The following is a 17,984-nucleotide window of genomic DNA, read 5'->3' as shown; positions in this document are numbered from 1 at the left end:
TTTCTCTTTTTACTGGCGAGATCGTTGCTTGTTTATTCGAAAATAGGTATGATAAAAGAGACGAAAGAGGGATGATAGATGAAGATTAATTGGAGAAAAAATTTAGTGATTGCATGGATTGGCTGTTTTTTCACTGGTGCAAGTATTAGTTTAGTTATGCCATTCATACCAGTTTATGTTGAGCAACTAGGAACACCAAAAGATCAAATCGAATTGTTTTCGGGACTAGCAATCTCTGTTACTGCTTTTGCATCTGCCGTGGTTGCACCAATCTGGGGAAATCTAGCTGATCGAAAAGGTCGAAAACTCATGATGATCCGTGCAGCAGCTGGGATGACGTTGACGATGGGTTCTTTAGCTTTTGTGCCGAACGCGTATTGGCTTTTGATCATGCGTTTTTGGAACGGGATTTTGTCTGGGTATATTCCAAATGCAACAGCAATGATTGCTTCACAAGCGCCTAGAGAAAAGAGCGGATGGGCATTAGGAACATTATCCACCGGAGCGATTGCGGGAAATCTGATCGGACCTTCTATGGGCGGTGCATTGGCTCAGTGGTTTGGTATGGAAAATGTATTCTTGATCACAGGGGCTTTGTTGATGATCACAACGGTGTTGACCATCTTCTTAGTCAAAGAAGATTTCCATCCAATCGAGAAAAAAGATCTGATAAGCACCAAAGAAATTTTTTCAAAAATGGATCATCTCTCTATTTTGATTGGTCTCTTCATCACGACCTTGATTTTACAGATAGGGATCACTACGATCAGCCCTATTTTGACCTTATATATTCGTGAATTGAGCGGAAATACAGAAAATATCCTGTTTGTCAGCGGCTTGATTGTTTCGATAGCTGGTGTTTCCGCAGTCTTTTCTTCACCAAAACTAGGAAAACTAGGGGATAAGATTGGGAATCAAAAAGTTTTAATTGGCGGACTCATCTTATCATTTTGCTGTTATTTGCCCATGGCGTTTGTCACGACACCACTCCAATTAGGTATACTTCGTTTTATTTTAGGTTTTTCAACTGGTGCTTTGATGCCTTCTGTCAATACACTGATCAGTAAAATCACGCCACAAGAAGGGGTTAGCCGAATCTATAGCTATAATCAGATGTTCAGTAACTTTGGACAGGTTCTAGGACCCATGTTGGGGTCGACAGTTGCGCATGCTTATAATTACAGTGCTGTTTTTATTGTGACAAGTTTATTCGTCCTGTCAAATATTCTTCTTTCTCTATTCAATTTTCGTAAAGTTCTTCGCAGTAGATTATAATAGTGGTGAAAATTGGAAATAAAAAAGAGCTTGAGATATCTCAAGCTCTTGGCTGGTTTTTTACGAATGGGCAGAGGTTTCTTTTCTTGGCGCAACTGCACCAATCAAAAGGATAATGACACCCGCAATTAATGAAATGATTGTTGTCAAAGTAAAATCATATGTTCCGCTTGTTAATGCAGCACCAATATAACCGACTACTTGACCTAGAACGACAGCCCAGAATAATGTAACGATATATCGCATAAAGAACACCTCTTTTCTATCTTAATTTTACCAGATTTTCTTTGAATGTAAAGAAACGAGACTAAATCTCAATAAAATTCGAGTTCTTGTGAAAGAACTCATTTCTATAGACTAGAAGCAAGCAAATGAAGCAGAACAATTAACTTCAGCACTTGTTATTTAATGAAAGTAAAAGGATCATACCTTTTAACGCTAGTGAATTTTAACGAAAAAAAAGGCGGAATGCAAGATGTTTTTCCCACAACTTTATACAATTACTTCTTATTCTCTTTTACAAAGTACGATCCGTATTCGAGAATATGTACAAGAAGCAAAAAAACAAGGCTACACTTCATTAGCCATAACGGATAAAGATGTCTTATACGGTGCACCTGAATTCTATCGTATTTGTGTAGAAGAAGAAATACAGCCAATCATTGGATTACATCTTAGTTATACTTATGAAGAAAAAAATTATGGTTTGCTTGCGTACGCAAAAGATGAGACAGGTTATCAGCAACTGATGAAACTTTCCAGTCGAAAAATTATCCAAGAAAAAATGGCACTTGATGATATGATAGAAACCGACCATCTAGTGTTTGTCGTTCCGGCAACTCATTCTGTTTCTGAGGCTTTCAATAAAGAGGAACATTTTTTCAGTCATTGGCAGTTTTTACTTGAAAATGTTTTTACTAAAGATTTTTATATCGGCTTGTCAGAAAACACGCCTAATCAATTGCCTGAATGGTATCAGTATGTGACAAAAGAAAATTATCCGCTTTGTGCATTGCATCCAATCGCTAGTTTACAGCAAGAAGACCTTTTTGCGCTTGAAGTGATGAAGCATATCAAAGAGGGAAGTCAGATGCCTTTAGAAAGTTTATCTGCACCTTTACCATCAGCAAATGGTTACCTGATTTCAGAACAAGAAATGATCAAACGATTCGAAGAAGCAGGTCTTTCACAAGCTGTAATAGGTGCTCAGCGCTTAGCTGAATCGATTTCATTTGAATTTCAGTTTCATCAGAAATTACTCCCGCATTATCCCGTCCCTCAGGGAAAACAAGCTGGAGAATATTTAAGAGAGCTATGCTACTCGCAAGTAGAACATCGGATCGTTGATTATACAAAGGAGTACCGAGAACGTTTGGACTATGAGTTATCTGTCATCCATCAAATGGGATTCGATGATTATTTCCTGATCGTATGGGATGTAATGGCTTTTGCTCATAGAAATAAAATCGTTACCGGTGCAGGCCGTGGTTCTGCTGCTGGTTCATTAGTAGCCTATGTGTTAGAAATCACAGATGTGGATCCATTAGAGTATGACTTGCTATTCGAACGATTTTTAAATCCTGAACGTTTTACGATGCCGGATATTGATTTGGATATTCCTGACAACCGACGTGAGGAAGTATTGAATTATGTTCGAGAAAAGTATGGACAATATCACATGGCGCAAATCGCGACATTTGGTACAATGGCTGCAAAAATGGTTCTTAGAGATGCAGCTAGAGTGTTTGGTCTGTCACAAAGTGAAGCAAACCGCTGGTCAAAAGCAATACCAAACCAACTGAAAATCACATTGACCCAAGCTTACAAAACATCGCGTCAACTAGTAGAATTAGTTCAGGCAAGCGAAAAAAACCAACTTTTATTCAAAACCGCAGTGATTTTAGAAGGATTGCCAAGACACGTTTCGACTCACGCAGCAGGGGTAGTTATCAGCGATAGGAATCTACTTGAATTAGTACCGCTCCAACGCGGTTCTGATGAAGCTTTTCTGACTCAGTATACGATGAATGAGGTAGAAGCCATCGGTCTTTTGAAAATGGACTTTCTAGGACTACGTAACTTATCGATTATTGATTTTACTTTAAAGGCTGTTAAGCGAGTAGAAGGGCAGGAAATCCGATTAAAAGAGATCCCATTAAATGATGCAAAAACGCTACTCTTGTTTCAACGAGGCGAAACTTCAGGAGTATTTCAATTTGAATCCGCTGGTATTCGAAACGTTTTACGAAGATTAGGACCAGAAAACATCGAAGATATTGCCGCAGTCAATGCGTTGTATCGTCCAGGTCCTATGCAAAATATCGATACTTTCATTGCCAGAAAAAAAGGAAAAGAAGCCATTCGCTACCCCGATGATTCACTGATCCCGATTTTGAAAAACACATACGGGGTGATTGTCTATCAGGAACAAATCATGCAGATTGCCTCGACTATGGCTGGATTTACATTAGGACAGTCAGATATTTTGAGGCGGGCAGTTAGTAAAAAGAAAAAAGACGTATTAGATGAAGAAAAGTCGCATTTTGTATCAGGAGCATTACAACAAGGATATTCGGAAAAAACAGCAGTGACTGTATATGAATATATTGAAAAATTTGCAAACTATGGATTCAATCGGTCGCATGCATTTGCTTATTCCTTCGTGGGATTCCAAATGGCATATCTAAAGGCTCATCATCCAGGAGCTTTCTTTACCAGTCTAATGAATTCTGTTCGGCATAACACAACGAAATTGAAAGAATATATTGCAGAAGCACGTAAAAATAAACTCAAACTTTCTTCACCATCCATCAATCAAAGCAATTATAGTTTTGAGTTGGTCAATAAGGAAGAAATCAGATTCGGGCTGACAGCGATAAAAGGCATCCGACGTGATTTTGTAGAAGATGTATTGAATGAAAGAAAACAAAATGGTCCGTTCAAGTCAGTAGATCAATTCCTCATACGGATCGATAAGCGGTGGCTGAAATTAGAGTTACTGCAATCACTGACAGCAGTAGGTGTTTTTGATGAATTATCTCCTAACAGGAAACAGTTGATGCTTGATCTCGAAGGAAAAATCCAAAATATCGTTTACAGCGGTGGCAGTCTAGATTTGCTAGGAATCATGGCATTAAAAGAAGAAGAAGTTGCTGACTATACACTAGAAGAACGACTGAAGCTGGAAGAGGAATACTTAGGTGTTTATTTGTCAGGACATCCTGCAGAAGGGTTTGACCGGCTTCGTTTAGCTAAACAGGTTCAGCTGATTACAGATATCGTTCCTAATCAACCAGTCAATTTACTATTGATGATAAAGGAAGTTAGAGAGATTCGGACAAAAAAAGGCGAACTGATGGCCTTCGTGGAAGGAACCGATAGTAGCGGAGAAATTTCTGTCACGGTTTTTCCAACTCTTTATCGAAAATATCGTAACCTGTTTGCAGTTGATCAAGTGATTTTTGTTCAAGGGCGTAGCGAAATCAGCAAATATAACCAGGAACTACAATTGATTGGAGAAAGCTTTGCTGATCCTCGTCAGTTAGAAACACAGTATCCTTCACAAACGTGCTATTTGCGTATAACAGAAGAACGGGAAGACCCTGAGATAATGAAACAATTACAAGGGATTTTTCAGAAACACCCAGGATATATTCCAGTAATTATGTACCACGAAAAAACACAACGAAAAGTTGTTCTGTCAGATGCTTATTGGGTGGATGACAGCAAGAGTATAAAGGGACAACTTGTTTCTCTACTTGGCGAAGATAATGTGGTTTTCAAATAACTTACGGTAAAAAATACTACTTGCTTTCATTTTTTTTCATTTTTTTATCCGTAAATCAAGACAAGCGAGAAAAATAATGTTAGAATGTTAGTCGTGGTTAACGCAAAAATGGTTGTAAACCTAAGTTATACTTAGGATAAAGTATTTTAATGAGGTGAATGTTTATTATGAAACGCATCGGAATTTTGACCAGTGGCGGAGACGCACCTGGAATGAATGCAGCTGTTCGTGCCGTTGTTCGTAAAGGTATTTACGAAGGACTGGAAGTATACGGGATCAATTATGGGTTTGCCGGTTTAGTTGCTGGAGATATTCGTCGTCTTGATGTGGCAGATGTAGGTGACAAGATCCAACGTGGTGGTACATTCTTGTATTCTGCACGTTATCCAGAATTTGCAACTGAAGAAGGTCAATTAAAAGGAATCGAACAATTGAAAAAATTCGGGATCGAAGGTCTAGTGGTTATCGGAGGAGACGGTTCTTATCATGGCGCAATGGCTTTGACAAAACGTGGATTCCCAGCAGTAGGTATTCCTGGAACAATCGATAATGATATTCCTGGTACTGACTTCACAATCGGTTTTGATACAGCAATCAATACAGTGCTAGAATCAATTGACCGTATTCGTGACACAGCGACTTCTCATGTTCGTACATTCGTTATCGAAGTAATGGGACGCAATGCAGGTGACATCGCTTTATGGTCAGGTGTAGCTGGCGGAGCAGATGAAATCATCATCCCAGAACATGATTTTGATATGGCTTCAGTTGCTAAAAAAATCCAAGAAGGCCGTGATCGTGGGAAGAAACATTGCTTGATCATCTTGGCTGAAGGTGTAATGGGCGGAAATGAATTCGCTGAAAAACTTTCAGAATTTGGCGACTATCATACACGTGTATCTATCTTGGGACACGTTGTCCGTGGTGGAGCACCAAGCGCACGCGACCGCGTCTTAGCAAGTAAATTCGGTGCTTACGCTGTCGAATTGCTTCAAGAAGGAAAAGGTGGATTATGTGTCGGTATCCATGACAACGAAATCGTTGCAGCTGACATCATTGATACACTAGAAAACAACAAGCATAAACCAGACTTATCATTATATGATCTAAATAATTCACTTTCATTTTAAGAGTGAAAGAAACCAAGCTATTTAAGCTGTGTACAGCTTTAAATAAACAAAATTGAATGGGAGAGTTTTTTAAATGAAAAAAACCAAAATCGTTAGTACATTAGGACCAGCAAGTAACTCAGTAGAAATTATTTCTCAATTGATTGAATCTGGGGCAAATGTCTTCCGCTTTAACTTTTCTCATGGTGACCATGAAGAACAATTATCACGTATGACTATGGTCCGTGAAGCAGTTAAAAAGACAGGAAAAGATGTCGGTATTCTTTTAGATACAAAAGGAGCTGAAATCCGTACAACTGTTCAAGGCACAACAGAAGCTGATTTTGGTCGTGCAGGATACATCAAATTTGAAGTAGGAGATCAAACACGCATCTCTATGGATCCTGAACATGTAGGTTCAAAAGAAAAAATCGCGGTTACTTACCCAGGATTATTTGACGATGTTCACGTAGGCGGACACGTTTTATTCGATGATGGCTTGATCGACATGGAAATCATTGAAAAAGACGAAGCAAACCGTGAATTAGTCGTAGAAGTTAAAAATGCAGGTATGCTAGGATCACGTAAAGGAGTAAATGCACCAGGCGTTTCTATCAGTTTGCCAGGTATTACTCCAAAAGATGCTGATGATATTCGTTTTGGTTTAGACAACGATATCGACTTTATCGCTGCAAGTTTTGTACGTAAAGCACAAGACGTTCTAGATATTCGCGAAATTTTAGAAGAAAAAGACATGACTCATGTTCAAATCTTCCCTAAAATCGAATCTCAAGAAGGTATCGACAACATTGACGAAATCATCAAAGTTTCTGACGGTGTTATGATTGCCCGTGGAGATATGGGTGTGGAAATCCCAGCTGAACTAGTACCAATGGTTCAAAAACGTATCATCAAAAAATGTAACGCTGCTGGTATCCCAGTTATCACTGCTACACAAATGTTAGAATCAATGCAAGAAAACCCACGTCCAACACGTGCGGAAGCTTCTGACGTTGCCAATGCTGTATTTGACGGAACAGATGCAACAATGTTATCTGGTGAATCTGCAAACGGAGACTACCCAGTTGAAGCTGTTTCAACAATGGCACGTATCGACCAAGAAGCTGAAAATGCATTATCAGAATTAGGTACATTCCAATTGAACGAATTCGATAAAACAGATGTAACTGAAACAATCGGTTTATCTGTAGCTCGTGCTGCAAAAAATCTAGGGGTCAAAACAATCGTTGCTGCAACTGAATCAGGCTACACTGCAAAAATGATTTCAAAATATCGCCCAGATGCAGATATCTTGGCTGTTACTTTTGACGAACGCACAAAACGTGGTTTGATGTTAAACTGGGGTGTTTACCCAACAGTTGCTGAAAAACCATCAACAACTGATGAAATGTTTGAACTAGCAGCTAAAAAAGCTGTTGAATTAGGTTTCGCATCAGAAGGCGATTTAATCTTGATCACTGCTGGTGTACCAGTTGGCGAACGCGGAACAACTAACGTGATGAAAATTCAAATGATTGGTTCTAAATTATTAGAAGCTCAAGGCGTTGGACAAAAATCTGTCGTTGCAAATGCAGTTATTGCTTCATCTGCTGAAGAAGCTGTAAAAAAAGCAAAAGACGGAATGGTTCTAGTTGTACCATCAACTGACAAAGAATACATGCCTGCAATCGAAAAAGCAGCTGCTGTTATCGTTGAAGAAGGCGGATTGACTTCTCACGCTGCAGTTGTAGGAATTGCACAAGATATTCCTGTAATCGTTGGTGCTAAAGGCGCAACAACAACAATTACTGATGGCGAATTGATTACTGTTGATTCACGTCGCGGCATCGTTTACCGTGGCGAAACAACAGCTATCTAATTTAGCTTAATACAAAATAAAAACAGCTCTTCATTTACGAAGAGCTGTTTTTTTGTGCTGTAACGAATTCATGGATGACTTGGACTACTTGTTCTTGAAGCGGTGTGACAAGCTGTTGTGTTCGTTTTGCCAATGAAATCAAGAAGCGAGGCTGAACTTCGTCTGAAAGTGGGAGGCAAACTAAATGATCTTCAGGATGTACAGCAATCTCTGTCAAAAAACCGATACCAACATTTTCACGGATCATACTCTTTAAAATCGTCAAATCATTGCTTTGATAAACAACTTTTGGTTGAGTGTGTGTTTGTTTAGAAAGTTTAGTGAATGCTGCTGGGTGGACATAATGTTCGTTCAATAACACAAACTGTTCATCTGATATATCTTTGAAAGAGACCGCCTTCTGCTGGGCCAGAGGGTGAGTAGGCGGAACGACGATCATGAAACGTTTATCCAAAAGCAATTCTGTTTCTAAATATTGATCTACGATTGGCTGTGTTGAGCCTAATACGGCTAAATCGATCCTCCCTTGACGGATCATTCCATATAAGTCCCGAGAGCCTCCATCGGTGATTTCAATCTGATTCATCAACTCATGCTTAATAAAGTAACCTGACAGTTTTGGAAAGTACTCATTGCCGATAATAGGCGGCAAGCCAAAACGCAGCTTTTTCTTTTGTAACTGAGTGATTTCAGCCCTTGCAGTAGAAATCTCTTGGAGAATAGTTTGTGCATGGAGAAACAGCTGCTTTCCAGAAGGTGTGACGATTAATTCGTGATGCGAACGATCTCTTGTGATAAGTACGGCGTCAAACTCTTTTTCAAGACGTTGTAATGCATATGTAATAGTAGGTTGGCTCACACGGAAATAATTAGCCACTTTCGTAAAGTTTTTTTGTTTGACGATTTGGACGTAGTATTCAATATCTTTCGTGTTCATAAAGATCATCCGCTCCTTTGATAGAATAATGATTATTGTAAATGATTCTGAAGATGATAGCAAACAGAGGCTTTCTGTTAAAGATATTTCTGTTTTTTTATGAACTGCAAGGTGTCAAGAAAATTTCATTGACAACATGGTTTTTGCCCTGTATAATTGCTTTTGTTGCTTAGGAGTGATGAAAAATGAAATGGTCTTTATTGGAATTGAGAAAATACCAGGAGACACCGTTAACTTTTCATGAGACGCTCGACTTGAAAGCCGCTCTCATGAAGCGAGACAATTTAATACTTGATGTTGCGCCAGTGGAAGTCGAAGGTTTGGTCTCAGTTGATAAGAAAGGCTATATCGTTCATTACACTGTGCAGACGACTTTGACAGTTCCTTCAACACGTTCGCTAGAACCTGTTGAACTGCCGATGGATTTTTCTGTAGACGAAGTATTCATGACAGAAGAACAATTCCAAAGCAGAGATGAGCAAATGTCTGCAGATGAGATTTTGCTGATTGAAGGTCCGTTATTGAATTTAGCAGAGTCAATTGAAGACAACATCTTATTGGCGATTCCGATGCGGGTATTGACGAAAGAAGAGGAAGCAGCAACAGAACTTCCAAAAGGCAATGATTGGGAAGTTGTTTCCGAAGAAGAATACCAACGCAGAAAAATGGAAGAAGCCGAGAATAAAATTGATCCTCGTCTTGCAAAACTATCTGAACTTTTTGATTCTGAATCAAAAAACGACGATAACAAGTAAGATTGGAATATATTGTATCTATTATAGGTGCAAGACTTTACAAGGAGGTGTAGCAAAATGGCAGTACCAGCTAGAAGAACATCAAAAGCTAAAAAAGCAAAACGTCGTACACACTACAAGTTGACAATCAAAGGATTAAACGAATGTCCAAACTGTGGTGAAATGAAAAAAAGCCATCACGTATGTGCAAATTGTGGTTACTATGATGGTAAGGACGTAATGTCAAAAGAAGCTTAATACATTTTAATTAGAAAATGTAAAACCTCAAGGCTAACCATGGAGCCTTGAGGTTTATTTTTTTATAAGCGGTAAATAAAAAATATGTTGTTCTTTAGTTTGCAATGTAGCCGTGTTAAGCTATAATGTAAGAGATTAGGGAGAAATCCCGTATGTAGGAGGAGTTCATATGTCAAAACAACAAATCGGCGTTGTCGGTATGGCCGTTATGGGTAAAAATCTAGCCTTGAATATAGAAAGCCGCGGCTATTCAGTGGCCTTATTCAACCGTACAGGGGCTAAAACAACCGCTGTAGTAGAAGAACACCCAGATAAAAATTTCAAAGCAACGTACACAATCGAAGAATTTGTAGAATCAATCGAAAAACCACGTCGGATTCTTCTGATGGTCAAAGCAGGACCAGCAACAGATGCAACAATCCAAGAGTTGCTTCCTCACCTTGATAAAGGCGATATTCTGATTGACGGAGGAAATACATTCTTTAAAGATACGATGCGTCGTAATGAAGAATTAGCCAACTCTGGTATTAACTTTATCGGTACAGGCGTTTCCGGCGGTGAAGAAGGAGCTTTAAAAGGACCTTCAATCATGCCTGGTGGACAAAAAGAAGCGTATGAGCTAGTTGCACCAATCTTAGAGCAAATTTCTGCAAAAGCAGAAGACGGAGCACCATGTGTTACCTATATTGGCCCAAACGGAGCCGGACACTATGTGAAAATGGTACACAACGGTATTGAGTATGGAGATATGCAACTGATTGCTGAATCTTATGACTTGATGAAGAATATTTTAGACCTTTCAGTAGAAGAAATGGCTGATATCTTTAAAGAATGGAATCAAGGTGAATTAGACAGCTACCTGATCGAAATCACAGCTGACATCCTGACTCGAAAAGACGATGAAGGCACAGGTAAACCAGTCGTAGATGTGATCCTTGATGCAGCTGGAAATAAAGGAACAGGTAAATGGACAAGCCAAAGTGCGCTTGACTTAGGCGTGCCACTTCCATTGATTACTGAATCTGTATTTGCTCGTTACATTTCTGCTTATAAAGAAGAACGCGTACAAGCAAGTAAAATTTTGTCTCGCACGAACGATTTTGAGTTCACAGGAGACAAAAAAGAATTGGTCGAAAAAATCCGAGAAGCGTTGTATTTCAGTAAAATCATGAGTTATGCTCAAGGATTTGCTCAATTACGTGTCGCTTCAAAAGAATTTGATTGGGATTTGCCATTTGGCGAAATCGCAAAAATCTGGCGCGCTGGATGTATCATCCGAGCTCGATTCTTGCAAAAAATCACGGATGCTTATGACAAAAATCCTGAGATCGAAAATTTATTGCTAGATGATTATTTCGTTGAAATCACGAAAAAATATCAGCAATCAGTCCGAGACGTCGTTGCCTTGGCTGTCCAAGCTGGCGTACCTGTACCAACTTTCTCATCAGCCATCGCTTACTTCGATTCATACAGAGCAGAACGTCTGCCTGCAAATATAATCCAAGCCCAACGCGATTACTTTGGCGCACACACATATGAACGTGTCGACAAAGAAGGAATCTTCCATTACTCATGGTACCATGAAGAATAATAGTCTTTCGGCTGTTAGGAAATGAGAAAATAAAAAGAGGACGAAAGAGCTGAAGTCAATTGTTATGAGTAGACTTCAGCTCTTTTTTAAAACTGCTATTCATGATAAAATGACTATAGATTTTTAAGCAGATTATCGGTATAATGATAGAGTTTTTAAAAAGCCAGTAGATAGAAAGGATAAAATAATAAATGAGTAATATTCTAATCATTGAAGATGAAAAGAACTTAGCTCGATTTGTCGAGCTAGAGTTGAAGCATGAAGGGTATAACGCAGAAGTCCATTACAACGGTCGTACTGGTTTAGATGCGGCATTAAATAATGAGTGGGATGCCATATTGTTGGACCTGATGCTTCCAGAATTGAACGGTTTAGAAGTCTGCAGACGCGTACGCCAAGTCAAAAATACACCAATCATTATGATGACTGCAAGAGATTCTGTAATTGATCGTGTATCGGGACTTGACCATGGAGCAGATGACTACATCGTCAAACCATTTGCTATCGAAGAACTATTAGCGCGTCTTCGAGCATTGTTGCGTCGAATCGATATTGAAGGTGACAAAAATGTGGCAAAACAAACCACTATTACTTATCGTGATTTGACTATCGAAAAAGAAAACCGTGTCGTACGTCGCGGAAACGAAGTAATTGAACTAACAAAAAGAGAATACGAATTGCTACTTACTTTAATGGAAAACGTGAACGTGGTATTAGCACGTGATGTTTTACTAAATAAAGTGTGGGGATACGAAACGGAAGTTGAAACAAACGTAGTGGATGTATATATTCGTTATCTTCGCAATAAAATTGACGTTCCAGGGGAGGAAAGCTATATCCAAACTGTCCGCGGAACAGGTTATGTGATGCGCTCGTGATAAAGCCGAAAAAATCGGAAAAAAGAGAACTGAAAGGGCCCTCCTTGACAATCAAGTGGGCCTTTGCGAGTTCTTTCTTCATATTCGTCGTATTTACAATTTTTGCGGTCATTACCTATAAATCATCTATCAATCTGATTGTTGCAAAAGAAAGAAACAATGTAGAACGTACGATTTCAGAAGTAGCCTCTCGTTTGGCTAACTCGGATGAAGAACTGACATTAGTGAATACGTATCGTAATCTGACAAAAGCGACAAATGACGGAGATGAGGTCATAGATCATACTTCACTGGTCGAAGGAAACTTAATGAAGATTGATTCCTTTATAGCTGAGCTAGGGCAGCCTTCGATGGATCTTTATGTGTATGATTTAGATGAGAACTTGATTTTCAAAACTCACGAAAACAGTCGAAACTTGATCCAAACAACACGTAAAGTGCCAACGATTGTTACACTAGAAGGGAAAACTGGCTTTTTATCTATACAGCCTATATATTCTAAAGGAACAAGAGAAAAGATTGGTTATGCGCAAAGCTTCTATGAATTATCTTCTTTCTATGATATCCGAAATAAGCTATTATTGACTCTTATTGTTTTAGAAGTCGTTTCTTTGATTTTAAGTAGTATTTTAGGTTTCTTTTTATCTTCTTACTTCTTGAAACCACTCAAGGTAATCAGAGATACAATGGATACTATACGTAAAGATCCGCAATCAGATATCCACATGCCTGAAATCGACACGAATGATGAATTGGCAGATTTAGCTGAAATATTCAATGAGATGCTTGACCGCATGCGTTTGTATATCGAACAACAAGAGCAGTTCGTGGAAGACGTCTCTCATGAGTTAAGAACTCCTGTAGCAATCATTGAAGGGCATCTTAGTCTGCTAAAACGTTGGGGGAAAGATGATCCTGAAATATTGGAAGAATCATTAAGCGCCAGCATGCAAGAAATCAGCCGCATGAAAAGCTTAGTTCAAGAGATGCTAGACTTATCTAGAGCAGAACAAGTAGATGTCCATTATGCAAATGAAACAACTAAAGGAAAAGAAGTCACCTATCAAGTTTATAATAATTTCAAGATATTATACCCAGACTATGTGATTACTTTAGATGATGATTTGACAAAAGAAGTGACCCTGCAAATTTATCGTAATCACTTTGAGCAATTAATTATTATCATATTGGATAACGCAGTAAAATATTCAACTACACGAAAAGAAGTCCATATCTCTATTTCTTCTACTCTGAATGAATTTGAGATTGCTATACAGGACTTTGGTGAAGGAATACCCAAAGAAGACCTTAATAAGATCTTCAATCGTTTTTATCGTGTGGATAAAGCGAGGGCTAGAACGAAGGGCGGAAATGGTCTGGGATTGTCTATCGCAAAACAATTGGTTGAAAACTACAAAGGTCGTATCTTAGCAGAAAGCGTAGTTGGGCAAGGGACTATCTTTAGAATTTTTATTCCTATCGCAAAAACAGAAGACAAGTAAAGCATGTGCTTTGCTTGTTTTTTTATATTATCCATTAAGAAAGAAGAAGCCAAATACAAGCAGATAAGAAATTTGGGATGGTCATTATAAAGAAATTTAGCGAACAATAAAATAGAATAACATTCGTTGGTAAATTGTAAATAGCTTTTAGGTGAACAAAAAACAATAAAAATACTTTAATATTCGTCTTTAAAAATAATAAAGAAAAATAGGAAATTTTCTATTGCAATTTTATAAAGAGATTGCTATATTATTATTTGTTCTAAATGATTCCTTTAAGGTGTCGCTAAAAATTATAAAAAATAGTGTTGACGCATTTTTGATATCATGTTATAATAACGAAGTCGCTTAGATGAGGAAGTTTATAAAGCTTGATTTTATCGAAACAAACTTCAAAAAAGTTATTGACAAATAACAAATGAAATGGTATGATAATCAAGTCGCTGCTAATGAGCGATAAAGGTATTTAGAAAAAAACAAAAAAAGTTGTTGACATTCTCTTCTGGATCTGATAAGATTAAAGAGTTGTTGAAACAAAAAGATTAGACCTTTGAAAACTGAACAAAGTAAGATAAACCAAATGTGTAGGGCGTCTTGATTCAATTCAAGACAACAAACATTTTTAACAAGCAAGCAATATGCTAGCAAACAAATTGAGCTTAACAATCGCAAGATTGTTCGAACTTTTTATGAGAGTTTGATCCTGGCTCAGGACGAACGCTGGCGGCGTGCCTAATACATGCAAGTCGTACGCTTCTTTTTCCACCGGAGCTTGCTCCACCGGAAAAAGAAGAGTGGCGAACGGGTGAGTAACACGTGGGTAACCTGCCCATCAGAAGGGGATAACACTTGGAAACAGGTGCTAATACCGTATAACAATCGAAACCGCATGGTTTTGATTTGAAAGGCGCTTTCGGGTGTCGCTGATGGATGGACCCGCGGTGCATTAGCTAGTTGGTGAGGTAACGGCTCACCAAGGCCACGATGCATAGCCGACCTGAGAGGGTGATCGGCCACATTGGGACTGAGACACGGCCCAAACTCCTACGGGAGGCAGCAGTAGGGAATCTTCGGCAATGGACGAAAGTCTGACCGAGCAACGCCGCGTGAGTGAAGAAGGTTTTCGGATCGTAAAACTCTGTTGTTAGAGAAGAACAAGGATGAGAGTAACTGTTCATCCCTTGACGGTATCTAACCAGAAAGCCACGGCTAACTACGTGCCAGCAGCCGCGGTAATACGTAGGTGGCAAGCGTTGTCCGGATTTATTGGGCGTAAAGCGAGCGCAGGCGGTTTCTTAAGTCTGATGTGAAAGCCCCCGGCTCAACCGGGGAGGGTCATTGGAAACTGGGAGACTTGAGTGCAGAAGAGGAGAGTGGAATTCCATGTGTAGCGGTGAAATGCGTAGATATATGGAGGAACACCAGTGGCGAAGGCGGCTCTCTGGTCTGTAACTGACGCTGAGGCTCGAAAGCGTGGGGAGCAAACAGGATTAGATACCCTGGTAGTCCACGCCGTAAACGATGAGTGCTAAGTGTTGGAGGGTTTCCGCCCTTCAGTGCTGCAGCTAACGCATTAAGCACTCCGCCTGGGGAGTACGACCGCAAGGTTGAAACTCAAAGGAATTGACGGGGGCCCGCACAAGCGGTGGAGCATGTGGTTTAATTCGAAGCAACGCGAAGAACCTTACCAGGTCTTGACATCCTTTGACCACTCTAGAGATAGAGCTTCCCCTTCGGGGGCAAAGTGACAGGTGGTGCATGGTTGTCGTCAGCTCGTGTCGTGAGATGTTGGGTTAAGTCCCGCAACGAGCGCAACCCTTATTGTTAGTTGCCATCATTCAGTTGGGCACTCTAGCAAGACTGCCGGTGACAAACCGGAGGAAGGTGGGGATGACGTCAAATCATCATGCCCCTTATGACCTGGGCTACACACGTGCTACAATGGGAAGTACAACGAGTTGCGAAGTCGCGAGGCTAAGCTAATCTCTTAAAGCTTCTCTCAGTTCGGATTGCAGGCTGCAACTCGCCTGCATGAAGCCGGAATCGCTAGTAATCGCGGATCAGCACGCCGCGGTGAATACGTTCCCGGGCCTTGTACACACCGCCCGTCACACCACGAGAGTTTGTAACACCCGAAGTCGGTGAGGTAACCTTTTTGGAGCCAGCCGCCTAAGGTGGGATAGATGATTGGGGTGAAGTCGTAACAAGGTAGCCGTATCGGAAGGTGCGGCTGGATCACCTCCTTTCTAAGGAATATTACGGAGACTACACAATTTGTTTTTACTTTGTTCAGTTTTGAGAGGTTTACTCTCAATTTAAAACGGGGCCTTAGCTCAGCTGGGAGAGCGCCTGCTTTGCACGCAGGAGGTCAGCGGTTCGATCCCGCTAGGCTCCATTAACAACATTAGTTGTTAAATTTGTTCATTGAAAACTGGATATTTGAAGTAAATGTAAGTAATACAAACCGAGAACACCGCGTTGAATTTGAAAGCTAAACAAATTGTTTAGCCTGAAGCAAAATAGGCGGACGACCATGAAATCTTTGATTTTATGAGACGATCGATCTTTTTGCCGCACAGGCTGATTTGTGAGCTGGATAGAGTTTTTTAATAAGTTCAATTGCTTATTTTCTTGATCTAACTTCTATCGCTAGAAGAAGGATCAAAACCCAACCGTAAGGTTGATAAGGTTAAGTGAATAAGGGCGCACGGTGGATGCCTTGGCACTAGGAGCCGATGAAGGACGGGACTAACACCGATATGCTTTGGGGAGCTGTACGTAAGCTATGATCCAGAGATTTCCGAATGGGGGAACCCAACATCTTTAATAGGATGTTACGATTGTGTGAATACATAGCACATTCGAGGTAGACGCAGAGAACTGAAACATCTAAGTACCTGCAGGAAGAGAAAGAAAATTCGATTCCCTGAGTAGCGGCGAGCGAAACGGGAAAAGCCCAAACCAACAAGCTTGCTTGTTGGGGTTGTAGGACTCCAATATGGTCGTTCTTTCAGATAGTCGAATGACTTGGAAAAGTCAGTCAAAGAGGGTAAAAACCCCGTAGACGAAATGTGGAAGACACCTAGGAGGATCCTGAGTACGGCGGAACACGAGAAATTCCGTCGGAATCCGGGAGGACCATCTCCCAAGGCTAAATACTCCCTAGTGACCGATAGTGAACCAGTACCGTGAGGGAAAGGTGAAAAGCACCCCGGAAGGGGAGTGAAATAGAACCTGAAACCGTGTGCCTACAACAAGTCAAAGCCCGTTAATGGGTGATGGCGTGCCTTTTGTAGAATGAACCGGCGAGTTACGATTGCATGCGAGGTTAAGTTGAAGAGACGGAGCCGCAGCGAAAGCGAGTCTGAATAGGGCGTTTGAGTATGTAGTCGTAGACCCGAAACCATGTGATCTACCCATGTCCAGGTTGAAGGTGCGGTAAAACGCACTGGAGGACCGAACCCACGTACGTTGAAAAGTGCGGGGATGAGGTGTGGGTAGCGGAGAAATTCCAAACGAACTTGGAGATAGCTGGTTCTCTCCGAAATAGCTTTAGGGCTAGCCTCGGAATTGAGAATGATGGAGGTAGAGCACTGTTTGGACTAGGGGCCCATCTCGGGTTACCGAATTCAGATAAACTCCGAATGCCATTCATTCATATCCGGGAGTCAGACTGTGAGTGATAAGATCCATAGTCGAAAGGGAAACAGCCCAGACCACCAGCTAAGGTCCCAAAATATATGTTAAGTGGAAAAGGATGTGGGGTTGCACAGACAACTAGGATGTTGGCTTAGAAGCAGCCACCATTTAAAGAGTGCGTAATAGCTCACTAGTCGAGTGACCCTGCGCCGAAAATGTACCGGGGCTAAACATATTACCGAAGCTGTGGAGTACACCTTTAGGTGTATTGGTAGGAGAGCGTTCTAAGGGCGTCGAAGGCAGATCGTGAGGACTGCTGGAGCGCTTAGAAGTGAGAATGCCGGTATGAGTAGCGAAAGACAGGTGAGAATCCTGTCCACCGAATGACTAAGGTT

Annotated in this window: 11 protein-coding genes, 1 tRNA gene and 2 rRNA genes (1 of these 14 only partly in view); 12 read left to right on the top strand and 2 right to left on the bottom strand. The window is 40.4% G+C overall.

What is annotated here, in order from left to right; all coding sequences use genetic code 11:
* Positions 1-78: 78 nt before the first annotated feature.
* On the top strand, positions 79-1,275 hold the full coding sequence (locus AC1F25_RS06155; RefSeq protein WP_002310392.1) for a multidrug efflux MFS transporter: 1,197 nt from the start codon (positions 79-81) through the stop codon (positions 1,273-1,275).
* Between the two features lie 60 nt (positions 1,276-1,335).
* On the opposite strand, the gene AC1F25_RS06150 is transcribed toward AC1F25_RS06155, so the two are convergent.
* Positions 1,336-1,521: a YjzD family protein gene (locus AC1F25_RS06150; RefSeq protein ID WP_002290959.1), complete on the bottom strand. Its 186-nt coding sequence runs from the start codon at positions 1,519-1,521 to the stop codon at positions 1,336-1,338.
* A 229-nt stretch (positions 1,522-1,750) separates the two neighbouring features.
* Between AC1F25_RS06150 and dnaE the strand changes: the two genes are divergently transcribed.
* From dnaE to pyk, 3 genes are all read left to right on the top strand, one after another.
* Positions 1,751-5,062 carry a DNA polymerase III subunit alpha gene (gene dnaE, locus AC1F25_RS06145; protein WP_479994333.1) on the top strand — a complete coding sequence of 1,104 codons (3,312 nt, stop codon included), beginning with the start codon at positions 1,751-1,753 and terminating at the stop codon, positions 5,060-5,062.
* Between the two features lie 167 nt (positions 5,063-5,229).
* On the top strand, positions 5,230-6,192 hold the full coding sequence (gene pfkA / locus AC1F25_RS06140) for a 6-phosphofructokinase (protein ID WP_002310395.1): 963 nt from the start codon (positions 5,230-5,232) through the stop codon (positions 6,190-6,192).
* A 73-nt stretch (positions 6,193-6,265) separates the two neighbouring features.
* Positions 6,266-8,050, top strand: a complete 1,785-nt coding sequence (pyk, locus tag AC1F25_RS06135; protein WP_002290965.1) for a pyruvate kinase — start codon at positions 6,266-6,268, stop codon at positions 8,048-8,050.
* A 34-nt stretch (positions 8,051-8,084) separates the two neighbouring features.
* Here the strand turns inward: pyk and AC1F25_RS06130 are convergent, their stop codons facing one another.
* Positions 8,085-8,987, bottom strand: a complete 903-nt coding sequence (locus tag AC1F25_RS06130) for a LysR substrate-binding domain-containing protein (protein WP_002310396.1) — start codon at positions 8,985-8,987, stop codon at positions 8,085-8,087.
* A 185-nt stretch (positions 8,988-9,172) separates the two neighbouring features.
* On the opposite strand from AC1F25_RS06130, the gene AC1F25_RS06125 reads away from it, so the two are divergent.
* From AC1F25_RS06125 to AC1F25_RS06090, 8 genes are all read left to right on the top strand, one after another.
* A complete protein-coding gene (locus AC1F25_RS06125; RefSeq protein ID WP_002290967.1) occupies positions 9,173-9,742 on the top strand; it encodes a YceD family protein in 570 nt (189 codons plus the stop codon).
* A 57-nt stretch (positions 9,743-9,799) separates the two neighbouring features.
* Positions 9,800-9,979 (top strand): 50S ribosomal protein L32, encoded by a 180-nt coding sequence (gene rpmF, locus AC1F25_RS06120; protein ID WP_002290970.1) that lies wholly within the window; start codon positions 9,800-9,802, stop codon positions 9,977-9,979.
* A gap of 169 nt (positions 9,980-10,148) precedes the next feature.
* Positions 10,149-11,570 (top strand): NADP-dependent phosphogluconate dehydrogenase, encoded by a 1,422-nt coding sequence (gene gndA, locus AC1F25_RS06115; protein WP_002290971.1) that lies wholly within the window; start codon positions 10,149-10,151, stop codon positions 11,568-11,570.
* Between the two features lie 191 nt (positions 11,571-11,761).
* A complete protein-coding gene (locus AC1F25_RS06110; RefSeq protein WP_002290973.1) occupies positions 11,762-12,448 on the top strand; it encodes a response regulator transcription factor in 687 nt (228 codons plus the stop codon).
* Positions 12,445-13,950 carry a HAMP domain-containing sensor histidine kinase gene (locus AC1F25_RS06105; RefSeq protein WP_151668675.1) on the top strand — a complete coding sequence of 502 codons (1,506 nt, stop codon included), beginning with the start codon at positions 12,445-12,447 and terminating at the stop codon, positions 13,948-13,950. Before AC1F25_RS06110 ends, AC1F25_RS06105 begins: the two co-directional genes overlap by 4 nt.
* Before the next feature lie 685 nt (positions 13,951-14,635).
* A 16S ribosomal RNA gene (locus tag AC1F25_RS06100) occupies positions 14,636-16,196 on the top strand.
* A gap of 76 nt (positions 16,197-16,272) precedes the next feature.
* Positions 16,273-16,345: transfer RNA gene (locus AC1F25_RS06095), tRNA-Ala, on the top strand.
* A gap of 292 nt (positions 16,346-16,637) precedes the next feature.
* Positions 16,638-17,984, top strand: a 23S ribosomal RNA gene (locus AC1F25_RS06090); it runs 1,568 nt beyond the window's last position.
* Together the 16S and 23S rRNA genes with 1 tRNA gene alongside form the textbook arrangement of a ribosomal RNA operon.

This window comes from Enterococcus sp. M-BR2 (assembly GCF_056612775.1).
This window is presented reverse-complemented; position numbering and strand designations above follow the sequence as displayed.

Bases quoted from the DNA above. Each gene is read 5' to 3' on its own strand.
- AC1F25_RS06155 (WP_002310392.1), top strand. From the start codon at position 79: ATGAAGATTAATTGGAGAAAAAATTTAGTGATTGCATGGATTGGCTGT.
- AC1F25_RS06150 (WP_002290959.1), bottom strand. From the start codon at position 1,521: ATGCGATATATCGTTACATTATTCTGGGCTGTCGTTCTAGGTCAAGTA.
- dnaE (WP_479994333.1), top strand. From the start codon at position 1,751: ATGTTTTTCCCACAACTTTATACAATTACTTCTTATTCTCTTTTACAA.
- pfkA (WP_002310395.1), top strand. From the start codon at position 5,230: ATGAAACGCATCGGAATTTTGACCAGTGGCGGAGACGCACCTGGAATG.
- pyk (WP_002290965.1), top strand. From the start codon at position 6,266: ATGAAAAAAACCAAAATCGTTAGTACATTAGGACCAGCAAGTAACTCA.
- AC1F25_RS06130 (WP_002310396.1), bottom strand. From the start codon at position 8,987: ATGAACACGAAAGATATTGAATACTACGTCCAAATCGTCAAACAAAAA.
- AC1F25_RS06125 (WP_002290967.1), top strand. From the start codon at position 9,173: ATGAAATGGTCTTTATTGGAATTGAGAAAATACCAGGAGACACCGTTA.
- rpmF (WP_002290970.1), top strand. From the start codon at position 9,800: ATGGCAGTACCAGCTAGAAGAACATCAAAAGCTAAAAAAGCAAAACGT.
- gndA (WP_002290971.1), top strand. From the start codon at position 10,149: ATGTCAAAACAACAAATCGGCGTTGTCGGTATGGCCGTTATGGGTAAA.
- AC1F25_RS06110 (WP_002290973.1), top strand. From the start codon at position 11,762: ATGAGTAATATTCTAATCATTGAAGATGAAAAGAACTTAGCTCGATTT.